This is a genomic window from Anaerovibrio sp. (assembly GCF_045637405.1).
GTDB lineage: Bacteria > Bacillota > Negativicutes > Selenomonadales > Selenomonadaceae > Anaerovibrio.
On the sequence record NZ_JAZTZI010000084.1, the window covers coordinates 1 to 18,210 of the forward strand.

The following is an 18,210-nucleotide window of genomic DNA, read 5'->3' on the forward strand; positions in this document are numbered from 1 at the left end:
GTGCAACGTAATCTTGGTATCTTGACGCCGATAGAGAAACACACCTTGTATTTAGCCGCATAAAAAGGTCGACAGACGAATCTGCCGACCAAAGAAATTTTATATTATTTTATTGTCCTCTTGACGGGGAGCAGTTCAAATCTGCCGACCAAAGAAATTTTATATTATTTTATTGTCCTCTTGACGGGGAGCAGTTCACATCAAATGCGACAGCCCCTTTTCTTTTTTATCTAAAAATAAGGTTGTACACCCACAAAGATTTTTGTAAACGTCAAAATATAGTAAACGTCAAAATATAGTATGCCCCAACAACCAAAAGAAAAAGCAGCCGGTCGACTGCTCTAATTTGTTATGCGTGCCAACTGATATTTCTGTCTTCACAGAATTCAGCCATGGTCATGCTGGTTTCCCGAAACACGAAGCCATTCGGCAAAACTTGAATTTGTTGGTGTTATTATCTCACAAGAATGGGCTGGTGGGGAATACGACCTAAGCTTTGATGTTTACACAGCAATATCCACTATGGCGGTATTGGCAAGTGATTATTTGAATTGTTTAGCCAGTTCTTTGATGCGTTCTTCTGATAAGTGGGAGTATTTGATAATTTCTTCCATTGGTTTGTTATCTCTGAGCATATCTAAGGCTGTTGCTTCACGCTCTTCGTTGCGGCCTTCTTTATACCCTTCGGCCAAAGCGGCTCTTCGGTCGGTGTTGTAGTCCAAAATTGCTGCCTCTCTGTTCAAATATGCCCAGTATTCTTTATCATCCATAATATATCTCTTTGATGCATCCATGGCATCACCGATTACTGGCTTCAGCATGGTTAATTCCTCCTTTTCAGTTTTGCTTAGTTTATTGGCAAAGTAGGCAAACCAGCACTCTAAGGGGCTGAACTCTTTTACATTCTTATTTTTATATTTGGGAACTTCCAGAAAATGAATTTCTAAATCCTTAGTCAGGCAATGGTGTGTATCTTTTTCAAGAAGCCTGTAAACAGAATGGGCTTTGTTCATATCATAATGTAGGCAAATATTCCGCATTATGTTGATGTTTATAGCTGGGCGCAATAGGTCGTATCCCTCGCCGATATTAAGCCCATCGAATTGAAGGTAGGAATGAGCCCAATAAAACAGAGTTCGTTGTGGCATACTTGAATAAGGGATGGCCTGCATTTCTATATCCACCCGTTGTCTGTCATTGGTAATGGCATAAACATCAAGGCGGCCCAGCTTGTCACCCTGCTTTTCTGGTGGTAGCTCTGAATTTTTGAAACGAAGGTCAATGAAGGCTTCGTTTCCTGACAGTCCCATTACATCGTTGATAAATTGCAATGTAATGTGTTTTCGCTTTTCGTTACCAAAAACGAATTTGAAAAGCAAGTCATTGGTAGGGTCATAATGTCGTTCTTCTGTTGCCATGATAAAACAGTATCCTTTCTTCGATTATATCATATTTTGCGTAATGGAAAAATATTAATTAGAATAATAGATTGATATAATTATATCATAATTATTAAGCAGAAGATATAAAAATATTAATAGTATTAAATGATTTATATAATATAATTAAAATACTGTCAAGAAGGTGGCTGATATAGTACGACTATGGTGTACTACCAAGAAATATATTGTCAGGAACATCAGATAAAACTACTGGGAGCACCATTACTCAGGCCGATTCACCATGGCCCGTAGACCTGAATCCCTGTGGCTTTGCCGGGAAGAAACAGGGCTTCACCGGTGACCTTTTGTGGGTGGCTTCCTTTTATCCCAAATAAAAGTGCCCTGACTTTTATTTGGCCAGGGCACTTATGTTAATCTCCTGCCTGCTTCATGGAGAGGGGAACCAGACAGGGGAAGAAGATGGGCGTTATAAAACTTTGTGTTATGCAGCTTTATGCGGATCCTGCTGTGGGGCATCCTTCTTAGGCTGGGAGATATCCCGAATTATATCAATGATATCTCTGATAAACTGGAAAGGCTTACGGCGTGGCCCGTGGATGCGGATTCTTGGACGGCCGCCGGCAACCTGAGCTAATTCCATTTCTTTGAGTTCGAGTTTCTTATTCATGAGATTACCCCCTCGTATATGGGCTGTGCCCTTATTGTTTTGTTTCTGTCCTTACATACGGACCATGAAGGTAAATATTACAAAAAAAGAAAAATCCCCTGCCTGTGTTTGGAGGATACAGGCAGGGGAAAGAATGAGAAGAAGCATGTTGTCTTGTATGACATATCTATATACGTTTATGTAGAGAAAATATTACTATTTTTTAAAAAAATAATACATCTATTTTTTAGTAATTTGCAAGGAATTGAATGCTACGGATAAGACCATACTTGCATTACTAAAAAATAAATTATAAGTAATTGCTTGTTAGCTTTTTCTTTACTATAATACGAGTAAATGTTTAGAAAGGTAGTGAATAATGTGGCTTCATATAAAATGATTTTAGATGCAATTTCACAAAAATACATTTCTATTCATATTATTGATTTAGTGCAGGATACCTATGAAGCCATTAAGTCACAAGCGAAAATTGATTCTTTATGTAAAGGAACCAAAGAGGCTCAAGTAGCCCTATATAATGTTTTTTGGAATTTAACCCGTGGTAAATCGTGGAAGACTGTAAAAAAATTCATAAATTTATCGACCCTTGACAAACGGTTGAAGGAAAAGAATTTTGTCAGCTGTCATTTTTATTCGTCTGCCAATGGGTGGTGTGAGGCTACCTTTGTACCGGTGATGGACGGGGCTGACAAGGGTATCAGCAAGGTCGTCTTTATGGTAACGGATATTAATGAGCAGGTGCATCGCGAGCTGGCTGTGGTCGGACAGGCCAGAAGGGCAAATGTCCAGATTCAGAGGACGGCTGCCCAGGTCAGTCAGGATCCGTTGACGGGGCTGTTAAATCTGCGGGGTATGGAAAATGCCATTAATGATTTTCTGAAGATGTGTCCGGCGGTGAATTGCGTGCTGATGACCTTGGATGTGGATGATTTTAAGCTGATAAATGATGTATTTGGGCATAGTGTTGGTGACATGGTGTTAAAGAAGGTGGCCGATACACTAAGAAAGCACTGCCCTAAACCCTGTATACTGGCCAGAAATGGTGGGGATGAGTTTATGATTTTTTTGACCAATACATCATTGGATGAGATTCGTCCTTTTTTAAAATCCTTTGTACGGCAGAAGGTGGATTTTGAGCATGACGGTCAGATGCATCACGTTTCTCTGTCCATAGGGGCGGCGGAGTACCCGACACACACGGACGATGTTCAAAAGCTCCGTGAATATGCCGACGCGGCTCTCTATGCAGTTAAAATGAGTGATAAGAATGGCTACCAGTTCTATTATGATGGGATGGAGGACCGCAACCGTACTCAGCTCGGGTTTAAAATCGGTGATATCGTTACGGGCCTGCCTGGGGCGATTATCGTTTATAAGTTTAATACAAATGGTAAGATTGTTTTTGCCAATGATGATGTTTTAAACCTCTTAGGTTGTGATGATATGCAGGATTTTATGAAGTTTTCCCACGAAAAGATTTACCACATCGTCCATCCTGATGATAGGGCGCGGGTTCGTCGGGCAGTATTTCAGCAATATCGCAAGCAGCTTCGGGAAAAGAGCTTAAATGACCACATGGAGGGCTTTGTGAATTGCCGGCTTCTGAGCAAACAGGGAAAACCAATTGATGTAGAGTGTACAGGCCGGTTGGTGTACAACAGGTTTCATGGCGATATAGTCTATGTTTTTATTCAGGATACCAGTACCATCAAGCGGTATCTTAGAATGTCCAGCTAAATAATAGATATTCATGATAATCCTATGGTTAGATTTTGGCTAATTGTGGGATTATTTTTTTGGGTATAATTAAATTTATGAGTGAGTATATATCAAATTAAAAAAGGGATAGCAGTGTATGAATTAGGTCCTTGTCTATAATTATAATTTATTATACAATAACTACAACCAATGATATAATTAGCTCATATATTTTATGAGGGGGGCTTATATATGACCGGCAACAATCCTATAGTGTCTTTCTTTGATGCGCTTTTAGATCATATTCCTGTCCCTTCTTTGAGCGGACAAGACAATAAACTATCAAAACAGTTTTTACAGGAAGTAGAAAGATATGAGTTGGAAGCACAAAGGTTCCAAGCTATAAAACAGCACCGCAACGAAATTCCGGACAGATCCATTGTGGACGACAGTTTCTGATATAAATTTTGCACTCCTTTCTTTATGGCTGCAGATTGAGGAATTGCTTTTGATCTTTCACCTTCTTTATCCTATGGAGGCTCAGGAGGCTGGGTACTTTTCTGGCCTACCATTAGTATATATTACTAAAACCTTGCAAATTCATCATTTTTTAAAATGTCTGTTATTCATATTTTTTTTCATTATCCTCGATGACCTTTAGTATGGCCTCCTTATGGCCTCTTACAGCCTCAAAGGGCCTGAACTGGGCGGCTCTCTGCCTCATGGTAAGGGGCGGGCGTTTCCTTGATACGTGGCGGGGGAGGTCGATAATATCAGCATAAGGATGTTTTTCCTTGTCCATGGTTCTTTCTCTCCTCCTTCATCAGCTGTATGGCATCTTGGCGTTTTCTCCGGGCCTCCAGCTTTTGTATGGCCTGACTGGCAATGTAATAATTTAGGGCGTGAATGAAATCCTGCCGTGTTACCGGCACATTGTCCTTTCGGCAGAAGGGCTGGCCCATGGCACTTCTTTTGAAGCCCACCATTTTGCTTTGGCCATACCACGGGTCATTCCCAAGGAAAAATATAAAGCCCTCGTCCATCAGGTCAAACTGACATTTCAACCCGCCCTGGGGATCCGTTTCGATTTCCAGGCGGGGCTTTTTTATGGGATCCAGCGTTTTGCTGTCATAAATCCCCAAAGGGATATTTCCAAAACAGATATAGCGGGAGTGAAGCCACCCGCTTTTGGTGTCCTGTAGCTCGTCACTGCTGGAGAAGGTTTTATATACTTGCTCCTGCCTTGTGATGATGTTGTGGAGGTTGTGGAAGTCGATAAGATAATCGTCCATTTCGTTGAAGCTGTCGAAAAGCTGTATCTGTCGCATGGCGGACTGAAAATCAGCCGCCCGGGGGCGGAATAGTATCATGGGATTTTGCTCCTTTCATTGATTTTAGAATGTGTGTTTGACATAATAATAACAGAATTTCTGTTCGGGTTCAAGAGGGGGAATTTTTGTAATACATTCCCTCCTAGTCCGTATGTATAGACAGAAAACAGGAAATGAGGGCACAGCCCATAACGAAGGAGGTCATTAGTATGAACAAGAGAACTGAACTTAGAGAAATGGAATTAAATCAGGTTGCCGGTGGCCGCCCACGTATTACGCTTCACGGTCCACGTCGTAACGATTTAAAGCGGATAACGGAAATTGTTCACGATGTAAAGAAAATAATTAAGGGCATTTACGATAAGGTTGAAGAATTAAAGCCTAAAAAACCTGAGGACATTGTTGCCTAAGTAAAAAAATAGAGCCTTTCTGCTAAGAGAATTTAGAGTCAGGCTTAAATAAGAAACTACCCTGTAATATAAGTGCAGGGTAGTTTTTTGATTGGCCTTATGCGTGAAAAAATGCCAAATGGCCTGGGAGTCTCCAATATTTACGGAATTCAGCCTGTCTATTTGCAAGGCCTACAAGGAAATTCCCGGTTTACCGGAGGGAAAATTCGACAGGGAGGCGATTTTTCAGGAATTAGTAAAAAATGATTTTATGTGATTTAGGGGAGGGTAAATTTCTGAATAAAAAACACCTTCCTTTATGCAGGATTATAATGGTACATTGTCGAAGATATTCAACATAAACGTACTGGCAAGGATGGAAAAAGTAGATACGAGGAGGACGAATTATGAAACGATTAGTAACCGTATTTTTATCTATGTTGATGCTCCTAAGCTGTACAGTAGTATTTGCAGCAACACCTGGCAAGGGGCCTTTACCTCAATTTATGAACGCTGTGGAAGGCTCGTGGTGTGACCAAAATGGTCATCGGATGGTGGTCTTTGACTATTTCATGATGAATGGTATCCGTGTATCAGAGGTCAATAACGTGTCCGGTGATCAGTTAAATGGCAGTGCCACCATTACCCTTATTGGCAGAACCGGTGTTGATTTTGTAAATGTGTATTGGAACACTGTAGCCGGTAAGAGAAGCATAAACATGGGGGGCAATATGCCGATGGTGCCATTTGCCGCTGCACCTCAATACCCTGAGACCGTTGGTGGCCTCCATCTGGATATGACTGAGCCTGAGCTGGAAAACAAATATGGTCCCGGCACGCTGCTGAATGCCTCCGAAACCAGGGCATTGTGCGGCATTAACGAAGAGAGCTGGTACTATAAAGATATTGGTCTTCTTGTAACATTTGATCAGCAGACCTTTACTGTTGATCGCCTGATTCTGGTAAAGGGAGCAACCACTGCCTTTGATATCAGCGTATTAAATGCTGATTCCCCTCTGTATAAGTATCCGGCTATTTATGGCTGGTCCTATACTCCAAATCCTGGAGATATTGTAGATATGGGGCATGGTCAGTCCATGAGCTTCAAATATTATCCTCAGGCTGTGATGCTGCAGCTCAGCAGTCTGGATTAATAGCATAAAGATTAAAAAATACCAGTTAACAGAGTTGAACTTCGTTAACTGGTATTTTAAGTTGATTATTGTTTACATACAGCAGAAAAACTTAATGCACTTGATAAAGCTTTCGATGAAGATAATGATTTACCGGCAGCTGATGAAGAGATTATTTGCATTACTCTTTCAATTTAAAAATGGGGGTACTTCACCATGAATAAAGAATGCAGTGTGGTGCAATGTGAGCTTTGCCCGCATAAATGTAAATTAAACCGAAATCAGACAGGGATTTGTGGTACCAGAAAAAATATTGATGGCAGAATAACCTCAATTTCCTATGGGCAGGTCACCTCTTTAGCCGTTGACCCAATTGAAAAGAAGCCTTTGTACCATTTTTATCCCGGAACGGCAATATTGTCTGTAGGGGGCTTTGGCTGCAATATGAAATGTCCCTTCTGCCAGAATTATTCCATATCGCAGCAGGGAATAGAGGTATCTCAGGGCTATGTTTCCCCGAAAGAAATGGTGGAATTTGCCCGCAAAGCCACTTTGAAAGCAGGGAGCATAGGTGTAGCCTTTACCTATAACGAGCCATTCCTCAGCTATGAGTATTTATTGGATGTGGCACCGTTGCTAAAATCGGAAGGACAGAAGGTGGTGCTGGTGACCAATGGTCAAATATGTCAGGAGCCCCTGGAGGCTATTCTTCCCTATGTAGATGCCATGAATATTGATTTAAAGGTATTCTCTGAGGATGGATATAAATGGATGGGGGGAGATTTTAAAACAGCAAGGGAAACTATAAGGCTGTCGTTGGAGGCCGGTGTTCATGTGGAAGTAACAACTCTTGTGATTCCTGGCATTAACGATAATTCAGATATGATGCGTTCAGAAGCCCTGTGGCTTTCCAGATTCCGTAGGGACATTCCCCTTCACTTGTCCCGCTATTTTCCGCGTTACAAGCTGCAAACAGAAGCCACCCCGGTGGCAACATTATATAGAATGCAGGAAATAAGTCAGGAATATCTGGATTATGTGTACTTGGGAAACGTGTAATAAAAAAAGAGCCCTGCCTGTCCTTTGGAGGATAACAAGCAGGGGAGAATGAGATGAATTGTGTAATTTTATATGACATATCTACATACGGCCCACAGAAGGATGTATTACATTTTTTTTAAAAAAATATTTTTATTTCCCTGGCTATTATGAAATGCTGTTGTATCAAAGGGTACAACAGCATTTTTTTACGAAAAAAAAGAAGCCGTGTGTAGTCGGCTTCTTTGAGAGGGACGGGTTGGAGAGGACCCGCCAAAAAGGAAAAAAGTAAGCACGGACTAAAAACTATCATCCGCGATAGAAGATAGTCCGTATCGTTTTACATCTACACATACGGATGAGGCTCCAATCCATTACAAAAAAATTTATTTTTTTTAAAAATATTATTTTGTAATACTTATCAATACTGTCCGTATGTAAGATTAGAAAAGAAAATATCTCGATCGTTATTATTGATTACCCGGAACAAAGGGGGATTTTACATGATGGCAAATTTGGAGCTCGGCTTAATCTCATTGTTGTTTATCGGCCTAACTGGTGCGTTGGGGATTATGGCAGGAAAAGTGTTATTCCGCCTTTTGGTAGGGTTGTATGAGGAAATACATCAATATTAGAATCGTATGGCTTGGAGCTGCTTCGGTAGCTCCTTTTGGTTTATTCAACGTACTTCATGCCTTGTGGCCGCCTATTTGCTGGTTTCTTTCAATAGTCATGGCTCCCTCCTGAAGATTGGCACCTTTCAAAATGGCGTTTTTGCCAAATTTGTGCTTGATATTCAAAAGGGTGTGCTGAATTTTTTTTTCTTTAGCCACCGCCTTTTTTTCCAGCTCCTGCTTCTTGGCTTCGGCCTCGTAGTCAGTAAAAAGGTCAAGCTGCTGGGGCTTTTCGTTTTCCCGCTTTAGTTCCCTTTCACTGATTACGTTGTTGGCGGTAATATTTACCCGCCGGATAAAAAGGTTTGGGTCCGTAATTTTATCAAAGAGCTCCAGGGCTGCATCCAGTATCAGGCTGGTTGAAGATGTGTACTTTCCAAGGTTCATGGAGCCATGGACCGGAGCGGGAACCTTGCGGCCGTAGTGGTCAATATGGACACTGCCCTTGTAATTATGTTCTGTAACATTGGATATATCATAACCAATATCCAGTGTTATTTGGTCAGTAATCAGCCCCTTTTCCACTAAATCCAGCACGAGAAGATCAGCCATTTCCCATAGGATGAGCCGTCCCTTTTCATGGGAGTAGGCGCTTTGGAGTACCTGGCCGTTGGTTAAGCTGTTGGAGGAGGGCTGGTATTCCTTTATGGCTTCAATGGTACAGGGCTCATAGCCCCAGGCGTGGTCAATAAGGAGTTGGGCATTTATGCCAAAGAGGCGGTACAACAAATCCTCGTTGTAATATTCGCTTTCCTTTCCCAGGGAGCAGCGGGCAATATCCCCCATTGTGTAAAGACCGTGTTCTTTGAGTTTCCTTTCATAGCCGTGACCAACACGCCAAAAATCAGTTATAGGGGTGTGGGTCCATAGCTGCTGGCGGTAACTCATTTCATCCAGCTCTGCAATTCTGACTCCATCCTTGTCCTCCGGAATTTTTTTGGCCATAATGTCCATGGCCACCTTAGCCAGATAGAGATTTGTGCCGATACCGGCAGTGGCGGTTATACCAGTGTTTTTTTTGATATCCCTGATAATGCGCAGTGCCAGCTCGTGACCGGTTATTTTGTAGGTGGCAAGGTAAGGCGTTGCATCAATAAATACCTCGTCCACGCTGTAGCTGTGAATATCGTCGGCGGAAACGTATTTTATATAAATGCCAAAAATAATTGCGCTGTATTCCACATAACGGGCCATGCGGGGCGTAGCTACGATGTAATCAAGTGCAAGGGAAGGATTTTCTTTCAGCTCCTGTGCATCAACGGAGCTGCCGGTGAACTTATGCCCAGGGGCAGCTGCCTTGCGAAGGAAATTTATCTCCTTAACCTTTTGCTGCACCTCAAAAAGCCGGGGCCTCCCCGGTATTCCATGGGCTTTTAGGGAAGGGGTTACGGCAAGGCAAATGGTTTTTCCACTGCGGCTTTCATCGGCCACAACCAGATTGGTGGTGAGAGGGTCAAGCTCCCGATCATTGCACTCCACAGAGGCGTAGAAGGATTTCAGATCTATGGCTATATAGCATTTATCAGTCATGGTCTTCACATCCTGATGAGTAACACATTTATACTATGAATGAATTATTTTTTTGCAAAAAAATGGTCGGGATGACAGGATTCGAACCTGCGACACCTTCGTCCCGAACGAAGTGCGCTACCAAACTGCGCTACATCCCGACAATGATATTGTCTGCTGCTTATTATGATACTCCTTATTGGCAGTCTATTTCAATAAAAAAGAAAAATTTACTATTTGCATGCTAAATTGATTAAAATATTTTATAATGTTTGTAAATATTTGCGACATTATAGGGGGCTTGGAGCATATGAAAACAATAGGCATTATGGGCGGTATGGGGCCAATGGCCACTGTGGATTTAATGAAGAAAATTATTTTGGCTACGCCGGCCAAGGTGGATCAGGAGCACATTCCTATGCTGGTGGATAATAATTGCAGGATTCCGGATCGTACCAGGGCCATTAAGGGAGTGGGGGATTCCCCGGTTCCTGAAATGCTGAAAAGTGCCAAGCGGCTTATGGAGGGCGGAGCGGATTTTATCATTATGGCCTGCAACACAGCCCATTATTTTTTGCCGGAGCTTTTACCTCATATTACAATTCCCGTGTTGTCAATCATTGATGTGGCAGTTGCTGCCATTATGGAAAAGGGGTATAAAAGTGTGGGGCTGCTGGCCACCAGCGGTACCATCAGCACCGGATTATATCAGAAGGCATTAGAGGCCAAGGGACTGAAGTGTATTGCCCCTTCAGCAGAAAGACAGCATATTGTGGATGATATTATTTATGACGGCGTAAAAGCCAATAATCAGAACTACGATACAAGTGATATTAAGAGCTTGCTGGCGGAAATGAAGGAGCAGGGGGCAGAGGCCTTTATTCTTGGCTGCACCGAGGTGCCGGTGGCTGTGACCATGTATAATCTGGAGGGCGTATTCGTTGATTCCACCGATGAGCTGGCCAGGGCAGCAGTGAAGTTTGCCCGGGAAAATTAAAGCCACGATAGCTTTATTTTTGGATGGTTCACCCTTTAAGGAAAAAAAGCAGAGTCAGTTCGGCTCTGCTTTTTTTAGTACCAGCTATTAAAAGCTACTTGCAACAATATACATAATGGGTGTATTATTAAGAGGTCTTAGGTTACGTATCTTTAAAAATATTCAGTAATTGTGCATAAGAAATAATTCATTATACAACTTAATTCAAAACAATAAAAATTCCCTATGTACAAATTATTGATTATATGATAAAGTTAGGGTAATTTAAGAAATCGTCAAACAAATATTTTCGGTTAGAGGAGGTAATGTTGTGGATACAACGACCATTGCAGTGGTGATATTTGTAGCTGCATACGCACTGATTATTTCAGAAAAAGTCCATCGTACCATCGTTGGTATCGTTGGCGCTATGTTGATGATCCTCTGTGGGATTCTGTCTCAGGAGGTGGCAATTCATCACATAGATTTTAATACCTTGGGCTTGCTCATTGGTATGATGACTATTGTAAATATTACGGCGGAAACGGGATTGTTTAACTTCCTGGCTATCTGGGCGGCCCAGAGGGTTAAGGCTAACCCTATGAAGCTGCTTCTGGCTTTGGCTTTGCTGACAGCTGTATGCTCCGCACTTCTGGATAATGTAACAACAGTTTTGTTGACGGTTCCAGTAACCTTTAGTATCACTTCTCAGTTGAAGGTTGATGTAAAGCCTTTCCTGATTGCCCAGATTTTGGCATCTAACATTGGTGGTACCGCAACCTTGGTAGGTGACCCTCCAAATATTATGATTGGTTCTGCCGTTGGTCTGAGCTTCCTGGATTTCATCATTCATTTGACTATCCCGGCCATTGTTATTTTCATTGTAACTGTATTCCTGCTGGAGATGATTTATGGAAAATCCCTCCATACTACTCCTGAGCTTCAGGCGCAGGTAATGAAGCTGAATGCAGCCAAGCAGATCAGCAATAAGCCTCTTATGAAGAAGTGCCTTATAGTTTTGGCATTGACCATGAGCCTTTTCGTTGCTCATAGTGCCCTTGGCCTTGAGTCTGCAACTGCAGCTCTTTCCGGTGCTGGTCTTCTCTTACTGATTACCTTTACAAGAGATGAGGAAATGATTGCAAAGGTTCTCAGCAAGGTTGAGTGGACTGCTATTTTCTTCTTCGCTGGCCTGTTCATTTTGGTAGGCGGTTTGGTTGAAACCGGCGTTATCAAGTGGTTGGCCGAGGAAGGTATCAAGATTACCCACGGTTCTGTAGAGGGTACTGCCATCCTGATTCTCTGGATGTCTGCTATCGCTTCTGCCTTCGTTGATAATATCCCATTTGTAGCAACCATGATTCCGCTTATCAAGGACATGGGTGCTATGGGCCTCAGCAATCTGGAGCCTATGTGGTGGTCATTGGCCCTCGGTGCCTGCCTTGGTGGTAACGGTACACTGATCGGTGCCAGTGCCAATGTTGTAGTCGCTTCAATGGCAGCTCAGCACGGACGTCAGATTTCCTTTATCGGTTTTATGAAAATTGCCTTCCCAATGATGATTTTGTCCATCATCATCAGTACCGGGTATGTATATCTGCGTTACCTCATGTAACATGGATAGGATGGACGTACTTAATTTAGTATAATGCGCTTAATATAAAAAGAGGACTGTGGCAAGAGTGGTTTCGAGACACCATGCCGCAGTCTTCTTTTTGCATTTAATTATTCCTTATCGTAGATTTGGAAGCCGTTACGTCCGGCCTCCTTTACTTTATAGAGGGCGCGATCCGCCTTGCGGAAAAGGTAATCATAGCTGGTACCACTTTCTCTGGTAATAGCAACGCCTATACTGCCGGTTACATTGGCAGCATGCCCATCAATCATCATATCCTTTATAAGGGTCAGGAGCCATCGGCACTGTTTCGTGATTTCAGCTATGGTAGAATTCATGGGGATGGTTACCATCATCATGAATTCATCACCACCAAAACGGCCAGCAGCCGTAAGATCGGTACAGGTGGCTTTCAGGATATTGGAAAAGGCCACCAGCAGCTTGTCTCCCATTTGATGCCCATAAGTATCGTTAAAATTCTTGAAGTGATCCAAATCAATAATGATAAGAGCAATGGATTCACCATCCTGTTGCCTTTTCAGAAGCTCCTGACAGCGAATGTCAAATCCTTTTTTGTTGAGAAGTCCTGTAAGGGGATCAGTTTCTGCTTCCTGTTTGTAGGCATCCCTGTCCTTGGTCAGGGATTTTACTTTCTTGAAAATTCGTTCCAGCTCATCATTTTTTTCCTGTAATTCAATGTTGTGTTTTTTGGTTTTCCTGTTGATGTGAACAATGAAGCTTATCCCCAATATGGTTATAATGGCCATCAATATGGCTATTGCCAGCTGTATAGGATACTCCTGAAACAGGAAGCCAGGGTTCAGTACGGGATGGCTGTCATTTTTTATGATATGATTCACCTCGTCGGTAGACAGCCTTTGGATAGATGTGTTCAGGACCTGAGTCAGCATGTCTGGCGCTGAGTCAGATACCATAATGCTGATGCCGATATGGCATGAGTATGCATCGCTGATTATTAGATTTGACCTTGTAACAAGACTGCTGTGTTTTATAAGGTAGAGATGGGGAACAAGGGCCATGGAATATTGTTTTTTCCCCACCCCATCAAGGCAGTCATCCACCGTAGCCAGTACGGTAACATTCCATTCCGGATACTGCTGCTCTACATATCGCCGTAGTCCCGGAATATTTGCCGGTATAACCATGTTCTTTGGCGTTACTTCAACGCCGGTATCTTCGTGGACAATGGCAGAATACTCCACCGTCATAAAATTGTTTGTATAATTAGTTGGAGTCTCAGAATTATCCCCGGAATATACGAAGGGCAGTATGTCTGCCTTGCCACTGTTTATCATGTCTCTGGCTTCCTGAGAATTGTCCGCCTTTACTATCTCAAGGGTAAGGCCGCTGTCCTTGAACATGGTTTCAACAATATCCCTGAAAATACCATAGTCTCCATCGATAAAAGGTGGAAAGCTGTTGGTCAGCACAAGCCTTACAGGTGGTGCAGTTTTTGTAAAATTAAGTTCTCGTTCAGAATAGTTGGCAATACTGTGAATGGCAGGATCAATATATGTCTGTTCCAGCAATGTGCCAAAAGAAGGATTTTTCAGCTCTGCATCCAGGATGGCAGCATTCAGCTCCTGTACAAGCTCCTGGTTAGCAGGAAGGCCCATAAAGTGGCATTGGGCTACGGCAATTATTCCCAGCTCAATCTCATTTCCCAGCAAATTGGAACCATCATCCATGGCAGCCTGTATTTCTCCATTGTGGAGAGCATTCATCATATTTTGTCCGTCAGCATAGGTGATATATTTTACATCTGTCCAGCCATGGGTCTCAACGTAATGACTGATATATCCAGAATTGTTATCAACTGTCACATATCCTATGGTGATGCCGTTCATAGTGGAGCCATCCAGTACATCAAGGCCGCTTCCTGGCATGGTATATAGGCTCAAAATGCCATATACGGAATACCCCTCACTGAACAGTCTGGCTGGTCTTATGGCTGTATTTCCCTGAACCGGCACCAATAAATCCAGCGAGCCCTCCTCCAGCATTCTTTTACCATCCTGGGGAAGAACAGGAATATAATCGTAGCCTAAATGGGTTCTCTTGGAAAGCTCCCGAAGGTAAGCCCGGATATATCTTTCCAGCAGCTCCCGGCTGTGGTGGTTGGTGGCCTGCTCTATATCCAGCACTCCTACCCGCACAGGCCCCTTGCGTCCGGAGGTATCCTCTGCATTAAGAGAATGGGGGGATAAAAGGATTGTCACTGCCAGCAGGAGTGAAAGCACACTTTTTAAGTAAAAACGTGTAAACATTTTTCTATCCTCAGTAATTAACTTTAATATAATGGAAAATATTAAATATTGTCTGAATAATTATCTACATAATATATTAATAAATCGGTTTGTGTCCATCGTTTTTACAACAATTTTATTAATAAAATTCCAAATTTATTTTTTATACTTTAATGTAAAGAACTTTAGCTTTTATCCGAAAATATAATTCCACTAAAAATGTTAATATTCACTAAAAGTATACACATTTTATCAACAAACTGTTGATAAGTGTACAGATGTTATTGTATAATATGTACTCAGTGGACAATATTATTATTTTTGTCCATGGGACATGAATTGTGATTTACATTTTTAAAATTGCGATTTACAGTGTACATTATATATGAGGGGGAGTTTTCCTTGCAGATGAATGGGGCACAGGCTATTTTGGAGAGTCTGAAAAGAGAAAAAGTTGATTTGGTATTTGGTTATCCTGGCGGTGCAGTGCTGGATTTATATGATGCGGTTTATCAGGCAAGGTTTCCTCATATTTTGACACGCCACGAGCAGGGGGCCGTTCATGCTGCGGATGGTTATGCACGGGCCACCGGCAAGGTAGGTGTGGTGTTTGCCACCTCCGGTCCGGGAGCAACCAATCTCATTACTGGTATTGCCACAGCCAATATGGATTCAGTGCCTCTGGTGTGCTTCACTGGACAGGTGACCAATCCCCTTATTGGCAAGGACTCCTTTCAGGAGGCGGATATTGTAGGTATTACTACCCCTATTACCAAGCATAATTATTTGGTAAAGAAGGCCTCGGAGCTTCCGAGGGTGATTAAGGAAGCATTTTTCATTGCCAGAACAGGCCGTCCGGGACCGGTGGTTATTGATATCGCCAAGGATGTATTTACCACCATGCTGGATTATGAATATCCACAAAGGGTGAAGCTCCGTGGCTATAAGGGGGATTTCACCGGGGATGCAGGACAGATCAGGGATGTGGTTGAGGCCCTTGGGGAAGCAAAGCGTCCTGTATTTTTCATCGGCGGTGGCGTAACCCTTTCCAACCAGACAGAGGTTATGCGGGAAATTGTAAAAAATACCGGCATACCTGTGGTAAGCTCCCTTATGGGGTTGGGTTGTATTCCTGCGAAACAGGAGGGATTCCTGGGTATGGTGGGGATGCACGGCTCCTATGCTGCCAATATGGCTGTACAAAAGAGTGATTTGCTCATTGGTATCGGTGTACGCTTTGATGACCGTGTTACGGGAAAAATTGATGCCTTCGCCCCTAACGCCCAAATTGTTCATTTTGAGGTGGACAAGGCGGAAATCAACAAAAATATTTTTTCTCATTATCCTGTAATTGGAGATTTGCGCTGGTCCTTGCCGATTTTCAGAGAGCAGCTTCAGGACTCAGGTGATGATTATCTCAGCCGCTTTGCCAAATGGCATAAGCAGGTGGTGGATATGGACAGGGAATGTCCATTCAGCTACAAGACAAATGATAAAGTTATTATGCCTCAGCAGCTTATTGATACGGTAAGCAGTATGGTGGATGAAAATACCATTGTGGTTACCGATGTGGGACAGCATCAGATGTGGGCGGCCCAGTTCTTTAACAGCCGTAACCCTCGCCAGTTTATTACCTCCGGCGGTTTGGGTACCATGGGATACGGACTCCCTGCGGCTCTTGGGGCCAAGCTGGGATGTCCTGATAAAAAGGTGGTACTTTTCACCGGCGATGGTTCTGTAATGATGAACTGTCAGGAGATGTCCACAGCAGCTGATAATGATATTGATATAAAGGTTGTGCTGCTTCACAACAGAGTGCTGGGCATGGTTACCCAGTGGCAGCGCATGTTCTACGGTAAGCGATATTCCCAGACATTGCTGGGGGGCAAGACGGATTACGTTAAATTGGCCCAGGCCATGGGCATGGAGGCCTGCCGTATTGAAAAGCCACAGGAATTAAAGGATTCTCTGGAGAAGGCCCTGAATGTGAAGGGGCCAGTGCTGATTGATGTAATGCTGCCGGCCAATGAGGATGTATTGCCAATGGTGGCTCCCGGTGCTCAGCTGGATAATATGGTTTTGGGAGGTGCCGAAGCATGAAAAAATATATTTTAGCCGTTCTGGTAGACAACAAGCCTGGCGTACTGACCCATGTGTCAGGGCTCATCAGCCGTCGTGCATTTAATATTGAAAGTATTTCTGCGGGCTATACTGAGGATGAGGATGTTACCCGTATTAATATAGAGGTTTCCGTGGAGGATGACCGGGAGCTGGAGCAGGTGGTGAACCAGCTTGGTAAGCTGATTGATGTTATCAAAATCGTTAATCTGGGCTTGGTGGATTCCATTGTCCGGGAGCTTATTCTCCTAAAGGTTCGGGCTACCAAAAGCTCCCTGGCAGATATCCGCAACATAGTGGATATTTTTCGGGGGAAAATCGTTGATGTAAGTCCGGAGAATGTGGTTATTGAGCTAACAGGGTCCCAGAGTAAAATTAATGCCATCTGCGAAATGCTGGAGGAATTTGAAATAATCGAGATAGCCAGAACAGGCGCTATTGCTCTTAGTCGTGGACCTGTTCCCATAAAAAATATGTAAGTGTTGACATTGCCCACAAAAATGGTATACTAGTCCTAACGGATAATTATTATCCGTTACTTAAACCGGTTTATTCGTGTGTGTTTTTATATAATGTAAGGAGGTTTTTTCATGGAATTAAAAGGTAGTAAGACAGAGCAGAATTTGTGGGCAGCATTTGCCGGAGAGTCCCAGGCTCATACCAAGTATCAGTATTTTGCATCTCAGGCCAAGAAAGACGGTTTCGTTCAGATTCAGAACATCTTTGCTGAGACTTCCAAGAACGAGAAGGAGCATGCTAAAATCTGGTTCAAGCTGGTAAATGGCGGCAAGATCGCTTCCACCGCTGAAAACCTCAAGGCTGCAGCTGCTGGTGAGAATGAGGAGTGGACTTCCATGTACCCGGAGTTTGCCAAGGTTGCCCGTGAGGAAGGCTTTGATAAAATTGCTGCTCTCTTTGAGGCTGTTGCTGCTATTGAGAAGGAGCATGAGGAACGCTATAAGATTCTCCTTTTGAATGTGGAGCAGGATAAGGTATTCAAGAAGAATGAAAAGGTTATCTGGCAGTGCTCCAACTGCGGTTATGTTTGCACTGGCGAGGCTGCTCCTGAGGTTTGTCCTGTTTGTGATCATCCAAAGGCTCACTTCCAGGTTCTGCCAACCAACTATAAATAAAATGTACGCAAAAAAACTCCCGACCTGAGTCGGGAGTTTCAGACCGTAGACATACAGTCCTTCTAGTTATCCACTAACTAGGTAGGACTGTATTTTTTATGCGTATTTTTGTTGCCAAATAGGAATTATTCTTAAATTCCAGGACAAGTTTTGTAATAAAGCGACAATAGTTGGTGAGAGCGTGCCGGCCCTCTTCTTCCAAAGAGTAAGTTTTTTCAAATTCATGCACGCAAAAGTAAGCGTCACCTGCATTTTAATT

Annotated in this window: 17 protein-coding genes and 1 tRNA gene; 11 read left to right on the forward strand and 7 right to left on the reverse strand. The window is 42.9% G+C overall.

All coding sequences use genetic code 11. The annotated features are described in order from the left end of the window. Positions 1-542 precede the first annotated feature (542 nt). Together ACKI5G_RS05840 and ACKI5G_RS05845 are read right to left on the reverse strand one after the other, a co-directional pair. Positions 543-1,418 (reverse strand): Rpn family recombination-promoting nuclease/putative transposase, encoded by an 876-nt coding sequence (locus ACKI5G_RS05840; RefSeq protein WP_407398515.1) that lies wholly within the window; start codon positions 1,416-1,418, stop codon positions 543-545. Between the two features lie 466 nt (positions 1,419-1,884). Continuing rightward, entirely contained in the window at positions 1,885-2,070 is a 186-nt protein-coding gene (locus ACKI5G_RS05845; protein ID WP_407398517.1) for a hypothetical protein, read from the reverse strand. A gap of 375 nt (positions 2,071-2,445) precedes the next feature. On the opposite strand from ACKI5G_RS05845, the gene ACKI5G_RS05850 reads away from it, so the two are divergent. Beyond that, on the forward strand, positions 2,446-3,807 hold the full coding sequence (locus tag ACKI5G_RS05850; RefSeq protein WP_407398519.1) for a diguanylate cyclase domain-containing protein: 1,362 nt from the start codon (positions 2,446-2,448) through the stop codon (positions 3,805-3,807). Between the two features lie 213 nt (positions 3,808-4,020). Further along, positions 4,021-4,227: a hypothetical protein gene (locus tag ACKI5G_RS05855; RefSeq protein ID WP_407398521.1), complete on the forward strand. Its 207-nt coding sequence runs from the start codon at positions 4,021-4,023 to the stop codon at positions 4,225-4,227. 163 nt (positions 4,228-4,390) lie between these two features. Here the strand turns inward: ACKI5G_RS05855 and ACKI5G_RS05860 are convergent, their stop codons facing one another. Both ACKI5G_RS05860 and ACKI5G_RS05865 read right to left on the reverse strand, forming a co-directional pair. Continuing rightward, positions 4,391-4,570, reverse strand: coding sequence for a hypothetical protein (locus ACKI5G_RS05860; protein ID WP_407398523.1), 180 nt, complete (start codon positions 4,568-4,570; stop codon positions 4,391-4,393). Further along, positions 4,542-5,138: a hypothetical protein gene (locus tag ACKI5G_RS05865; RefSeq protein WP_407398525.1), complete on the reverse strand. Its 597-nt coding sequence runs from the start codon at positions 5,136-5,138 to the stop codon at positions 4,542-4,544. Before ACKI5G_RS05865 ends, ACKI5G_RS05860 begins: the two co-directional genes overlap by 29 nt. Positions 5,139-5,308: 170 nt before the next feature. Here ACKI5G_RS05865 and ACKI5G_RS05870 point away from each other — a divergent pair, with 170 nt between their 5' ends. The 4 genes from ACKI5G_RS05870 (at position 5,309) to ACKI5G_RS05885 (ending at position 8,294) form a co-directional block, all read left to right on the forward strand. Next, positions 5,309-5,509: a hypothetical protein gene (locus ACKI5G_RS05870; RefSeq protein WP_407398527.1), complete on the forward strand. Its 201-nt coding sequence runs from the start codon at positions 5,309-5,311 to the stop codon at positions 5,507-5,509. A gap of 386 nt (positions 5,510-5,895) precedes the next feature. After that, positions 5,896-6,642 (forward strand): hypothetical protein, encoded by a 747-nt coding sequence (locus tag ACKI5G_RS05875; RefSeq protein ID WP_407398529.1) that lies wholly within the window; start codon positions 5,896-5,898, stop codon positions 6,640-6,642. Positions 6,643-6,837: 195 nt separating this feature from the next. Next, positions 6,838-7,680 (forward strand): AmmeMemoRadiSam system radical SAM enzyme, encoded by an 843-nt coding sequence (gene amrS, locus ACKI5G_RS05880; protein WP_407398531.1) that lies wholly within the window; start codon positions 6,838-6,840, stop codon positions 7,678-7,680. Positions 7,681-8,162: 482 nt separating this feature from the next. After that, positions 8,163-8,294 carry a hypothetical protein gene (locus ACKI5G_RS05885; RefSeq protein WP_407398533.1) on the forward strand — a complete coding sequence of 44 codons (132 nt, stop codon included), beginning with the start codon at positions 8,163-8,165 and terminating at the stop codon, positions 8,292-8,294. A gap of 54 nt (positions 8,295-8,348) precedes the next feature. Here ACKI5G_RS05885 and ACKI5G_RS05890 read toward each other — a convergent pair whose 3' ends face one another. Together ACKI5G_RS05890 and ACKI5G_RS05895 are read right to left on the reverse strand one after the other, a co-directional pair. After that, positions 8,349-9,863: a DNA methylase gene (locus tag ACKI5G_RS05890; RefSeq protein ID WP_407398535.1), complete on the reverse strand. Its 1,515-nt coding sequence runs from the start codon at positions 9,861-9,863 to the stop codon at positions 8,349-8,351. A 63-nt stretch (positions 9,864-9,926) separates the two neighbouring features. Next, positions 9,927-10,003 (reverse strand) — tRNA-Pro (locus ACKI5G_RS05895). A 149-nt stretch (positions 10,004-10,152) separates the two neighbouring features. Between ACKI5G_RS05895 and ACKI5G_RS05900 the strand changes: the two genes are divergently transcribed. Both ACKI5G_RS05900 and ACKI5G_RS05905 read left to right on the forward strand, forming a co-directional pair. Beyond that, complete coding sequence (locus ACKI5G_RS05900) at positions 10,153-10,839, forward strand: aspartate/glutamate racemase family protein (RefSeq protein WP_407398537.1); 687 nt, start codon at positions 10,153-10,155, stop codon at positions 10,837-10,839. 310 nt (positions 10,840-11,149) lie between these two features. Then, positions 11,150-12,433: an ArsB/NhaD family transporter gene (locus ACKI5G_RS05905; RefSeq protein ID WP_407398539.1), complete on the forward strand. Its 1,284-nt coding sequence runs from the start codon at positions 11,150-11,152 to the stop codon at positions 12,431-12,433. A 110-nt stretch (positions 12,434-12,543) separates the two neighbouring features. Here ACKI5G_RS05905 and ACKI5G_RS05910 read toward each other — a convergent pair whose 3' ends face one another. Next, positions 12,544-14,721, reverse strand: coding sequence for a diguanylate cyclase (locus ACKI5G_RS05910; RefSeq protein ID WP_407398541.1), 2,178 nt, complete (start codon positions 14,719-14,721; stop codon positions 12,544-12,546). Positions 14,722-15,108: 387 nt separating this feature from the next. On the opposite strand from ACKI5G_RS05910, the gene ilvB reads away from it, so the two are divergent. From ilvB to rbr, 3 genes are all read left to right on the forward strand, one after another. Next, positions 15,109-16,800 carry a biosynthetic-type acetolactate synthase large subunit gene (gene ilvB, locus ACKI5G_RS05915; RefSeq protein ID WP_407398547.1) on the forward strand — a complete coding sequence of 564 codons (1,692 nt, stop codon included), beginning with the start codon at positions 15,109-15,111 and terminating at the stop codon, positions 16,798-16,800. Next, positions 16,797-17,297 (forward strand): acetolactate synthase small subunit, encoded by a 501-nt coding sequence (gene ilvN / locus ACKI5G_RS05920; protein ID WP_407398543.1) that lies wholly within the window; start codon positions 16,797-16,799, stop codon positions 17,295-17,297. Before ilvB ends, ilvN begins: the two co-directional genes overlap by 4 nt. A 111-nt stretch (positions 17,298-17,408) precedes the next feature. Beyond that, on the forward strand, positions 17,409-17,951 hold the full coding sequence (gene rbr / locus ACKI5G_RS05925) for a rubrerythrin (protein WP_407398545.1): 543 nt from the start codon (positions 17,409-17,411) through the stop codon (positions 17,949-17,951). Positions 17,952-18,210 lie beyond the last annotated feature (259 nt).

Coding starts and splice junctions, on each gene's coding strand:
- ACKI5G_RS05840 (WP_407398515.1), bottom strand. CDS start 1,418: ATGGCAACAGAAGAACGACATTATGACCCTACCAATGACTTGCTTTTC.
- ACKI5G_RS05845 (WP_407398517.1), bottom strand. CDS start 2,070: ATGAATAAGAAACTCGAACTCAAAGAAATGGAATTAGCTCAGGTTGCC.
- ACKI5G_RS05850 (WP_407398519.1), top strand. CDS start 2,446: ATGATTTTAGATGCAATTTCACAAAAATACATTTCTATTCATATTATT.
- ACKI5G_RS05855 (WP_407398521.1), top strand. CDS start 4,021: ATGACCGGCAACAATCCTATAGTGTCTTTCTTTGATGCGCTTTTAGAT.
- ACKI5G_RS05860 (WP_407398523.1), bottom strand. CDS start 4,570: ATGGACAAGGAAAAACATCCTTATGCTGATATTATCGACCTCCCCCGC.
- ACKI5G_RS05865 (WP_407398525.1), bottom strand. CDS start 5,138: ATGATACTATTCCGCCCCCGGGCGGCTGATTTTCAGTCCGCCATGCGA.
- ACKI5G_RS05870 (WP_407398527.1), top strand. CDS start 5,309: ATGAACAAGAGAACTGAACTTAGAGAAATGGAATTAAATCAGGTTGCC.
- ACKI5G_RS05875 (WP_407398529.1), top strand. CDS start 5,896: ATGAAACGATTAGTAACCGTATTTTTATCTATGTTGATGCTCCTAAGC.
- amrS (WP_407398531.1), top strand. CDS start 6,838: ATGAATAAAGAATGCAGTGTGGTGCAATGTGAGCTTTGCCCGCATAAA.
- ACKI5G_RS05885 (WP_407398533.1), top strand. CDS start 8,163: ATGATGGCAAATTTGGAGCTCGGCTTAATCTCATTGTTGTTTATCGGC.
- ACKI5G_RS05890 (WP_407398535.1), bottom strand. CDS start 9,863: ATGACTGATAAATGCTATATAGCCATAGATCTGAAATCCTTCTACGCC.
- ACKI5G_RS05900 (WP_407398537.1), top strand. CDS start 10,153: ATGAAAACAATAGGCATTATGGGCGGTATGGGGCCAATGGCCACTGTG.
- ACKI5G_RS05910 (WP_407398541.1), bottom strand. CDS start 14,721: ATGTTTACACGTTTTTACTTAAAAAGTGTGCTTTCACTCCTGCTGGCA.
- ilvB (WP_407398547.1), top strand. CDS start 15,109: ATGAATGGGGCACAGGCTATTTTGGAGAGTCTGAAAAGAGAAAAAGTT.
- ilvN (WP_407398543.1), top strand. CDS start 16,797: ATGAAAAAATATATTTTAGCCGTTCTGGTAGACAACAAGCCTGGCGTA.
- rbr (WP_407398545.1), top strand. CDS start 17,409: ATGGAATTAAAAGGTAGTAAGACAGAGCAGAATTTGTGGGCAGCATTT.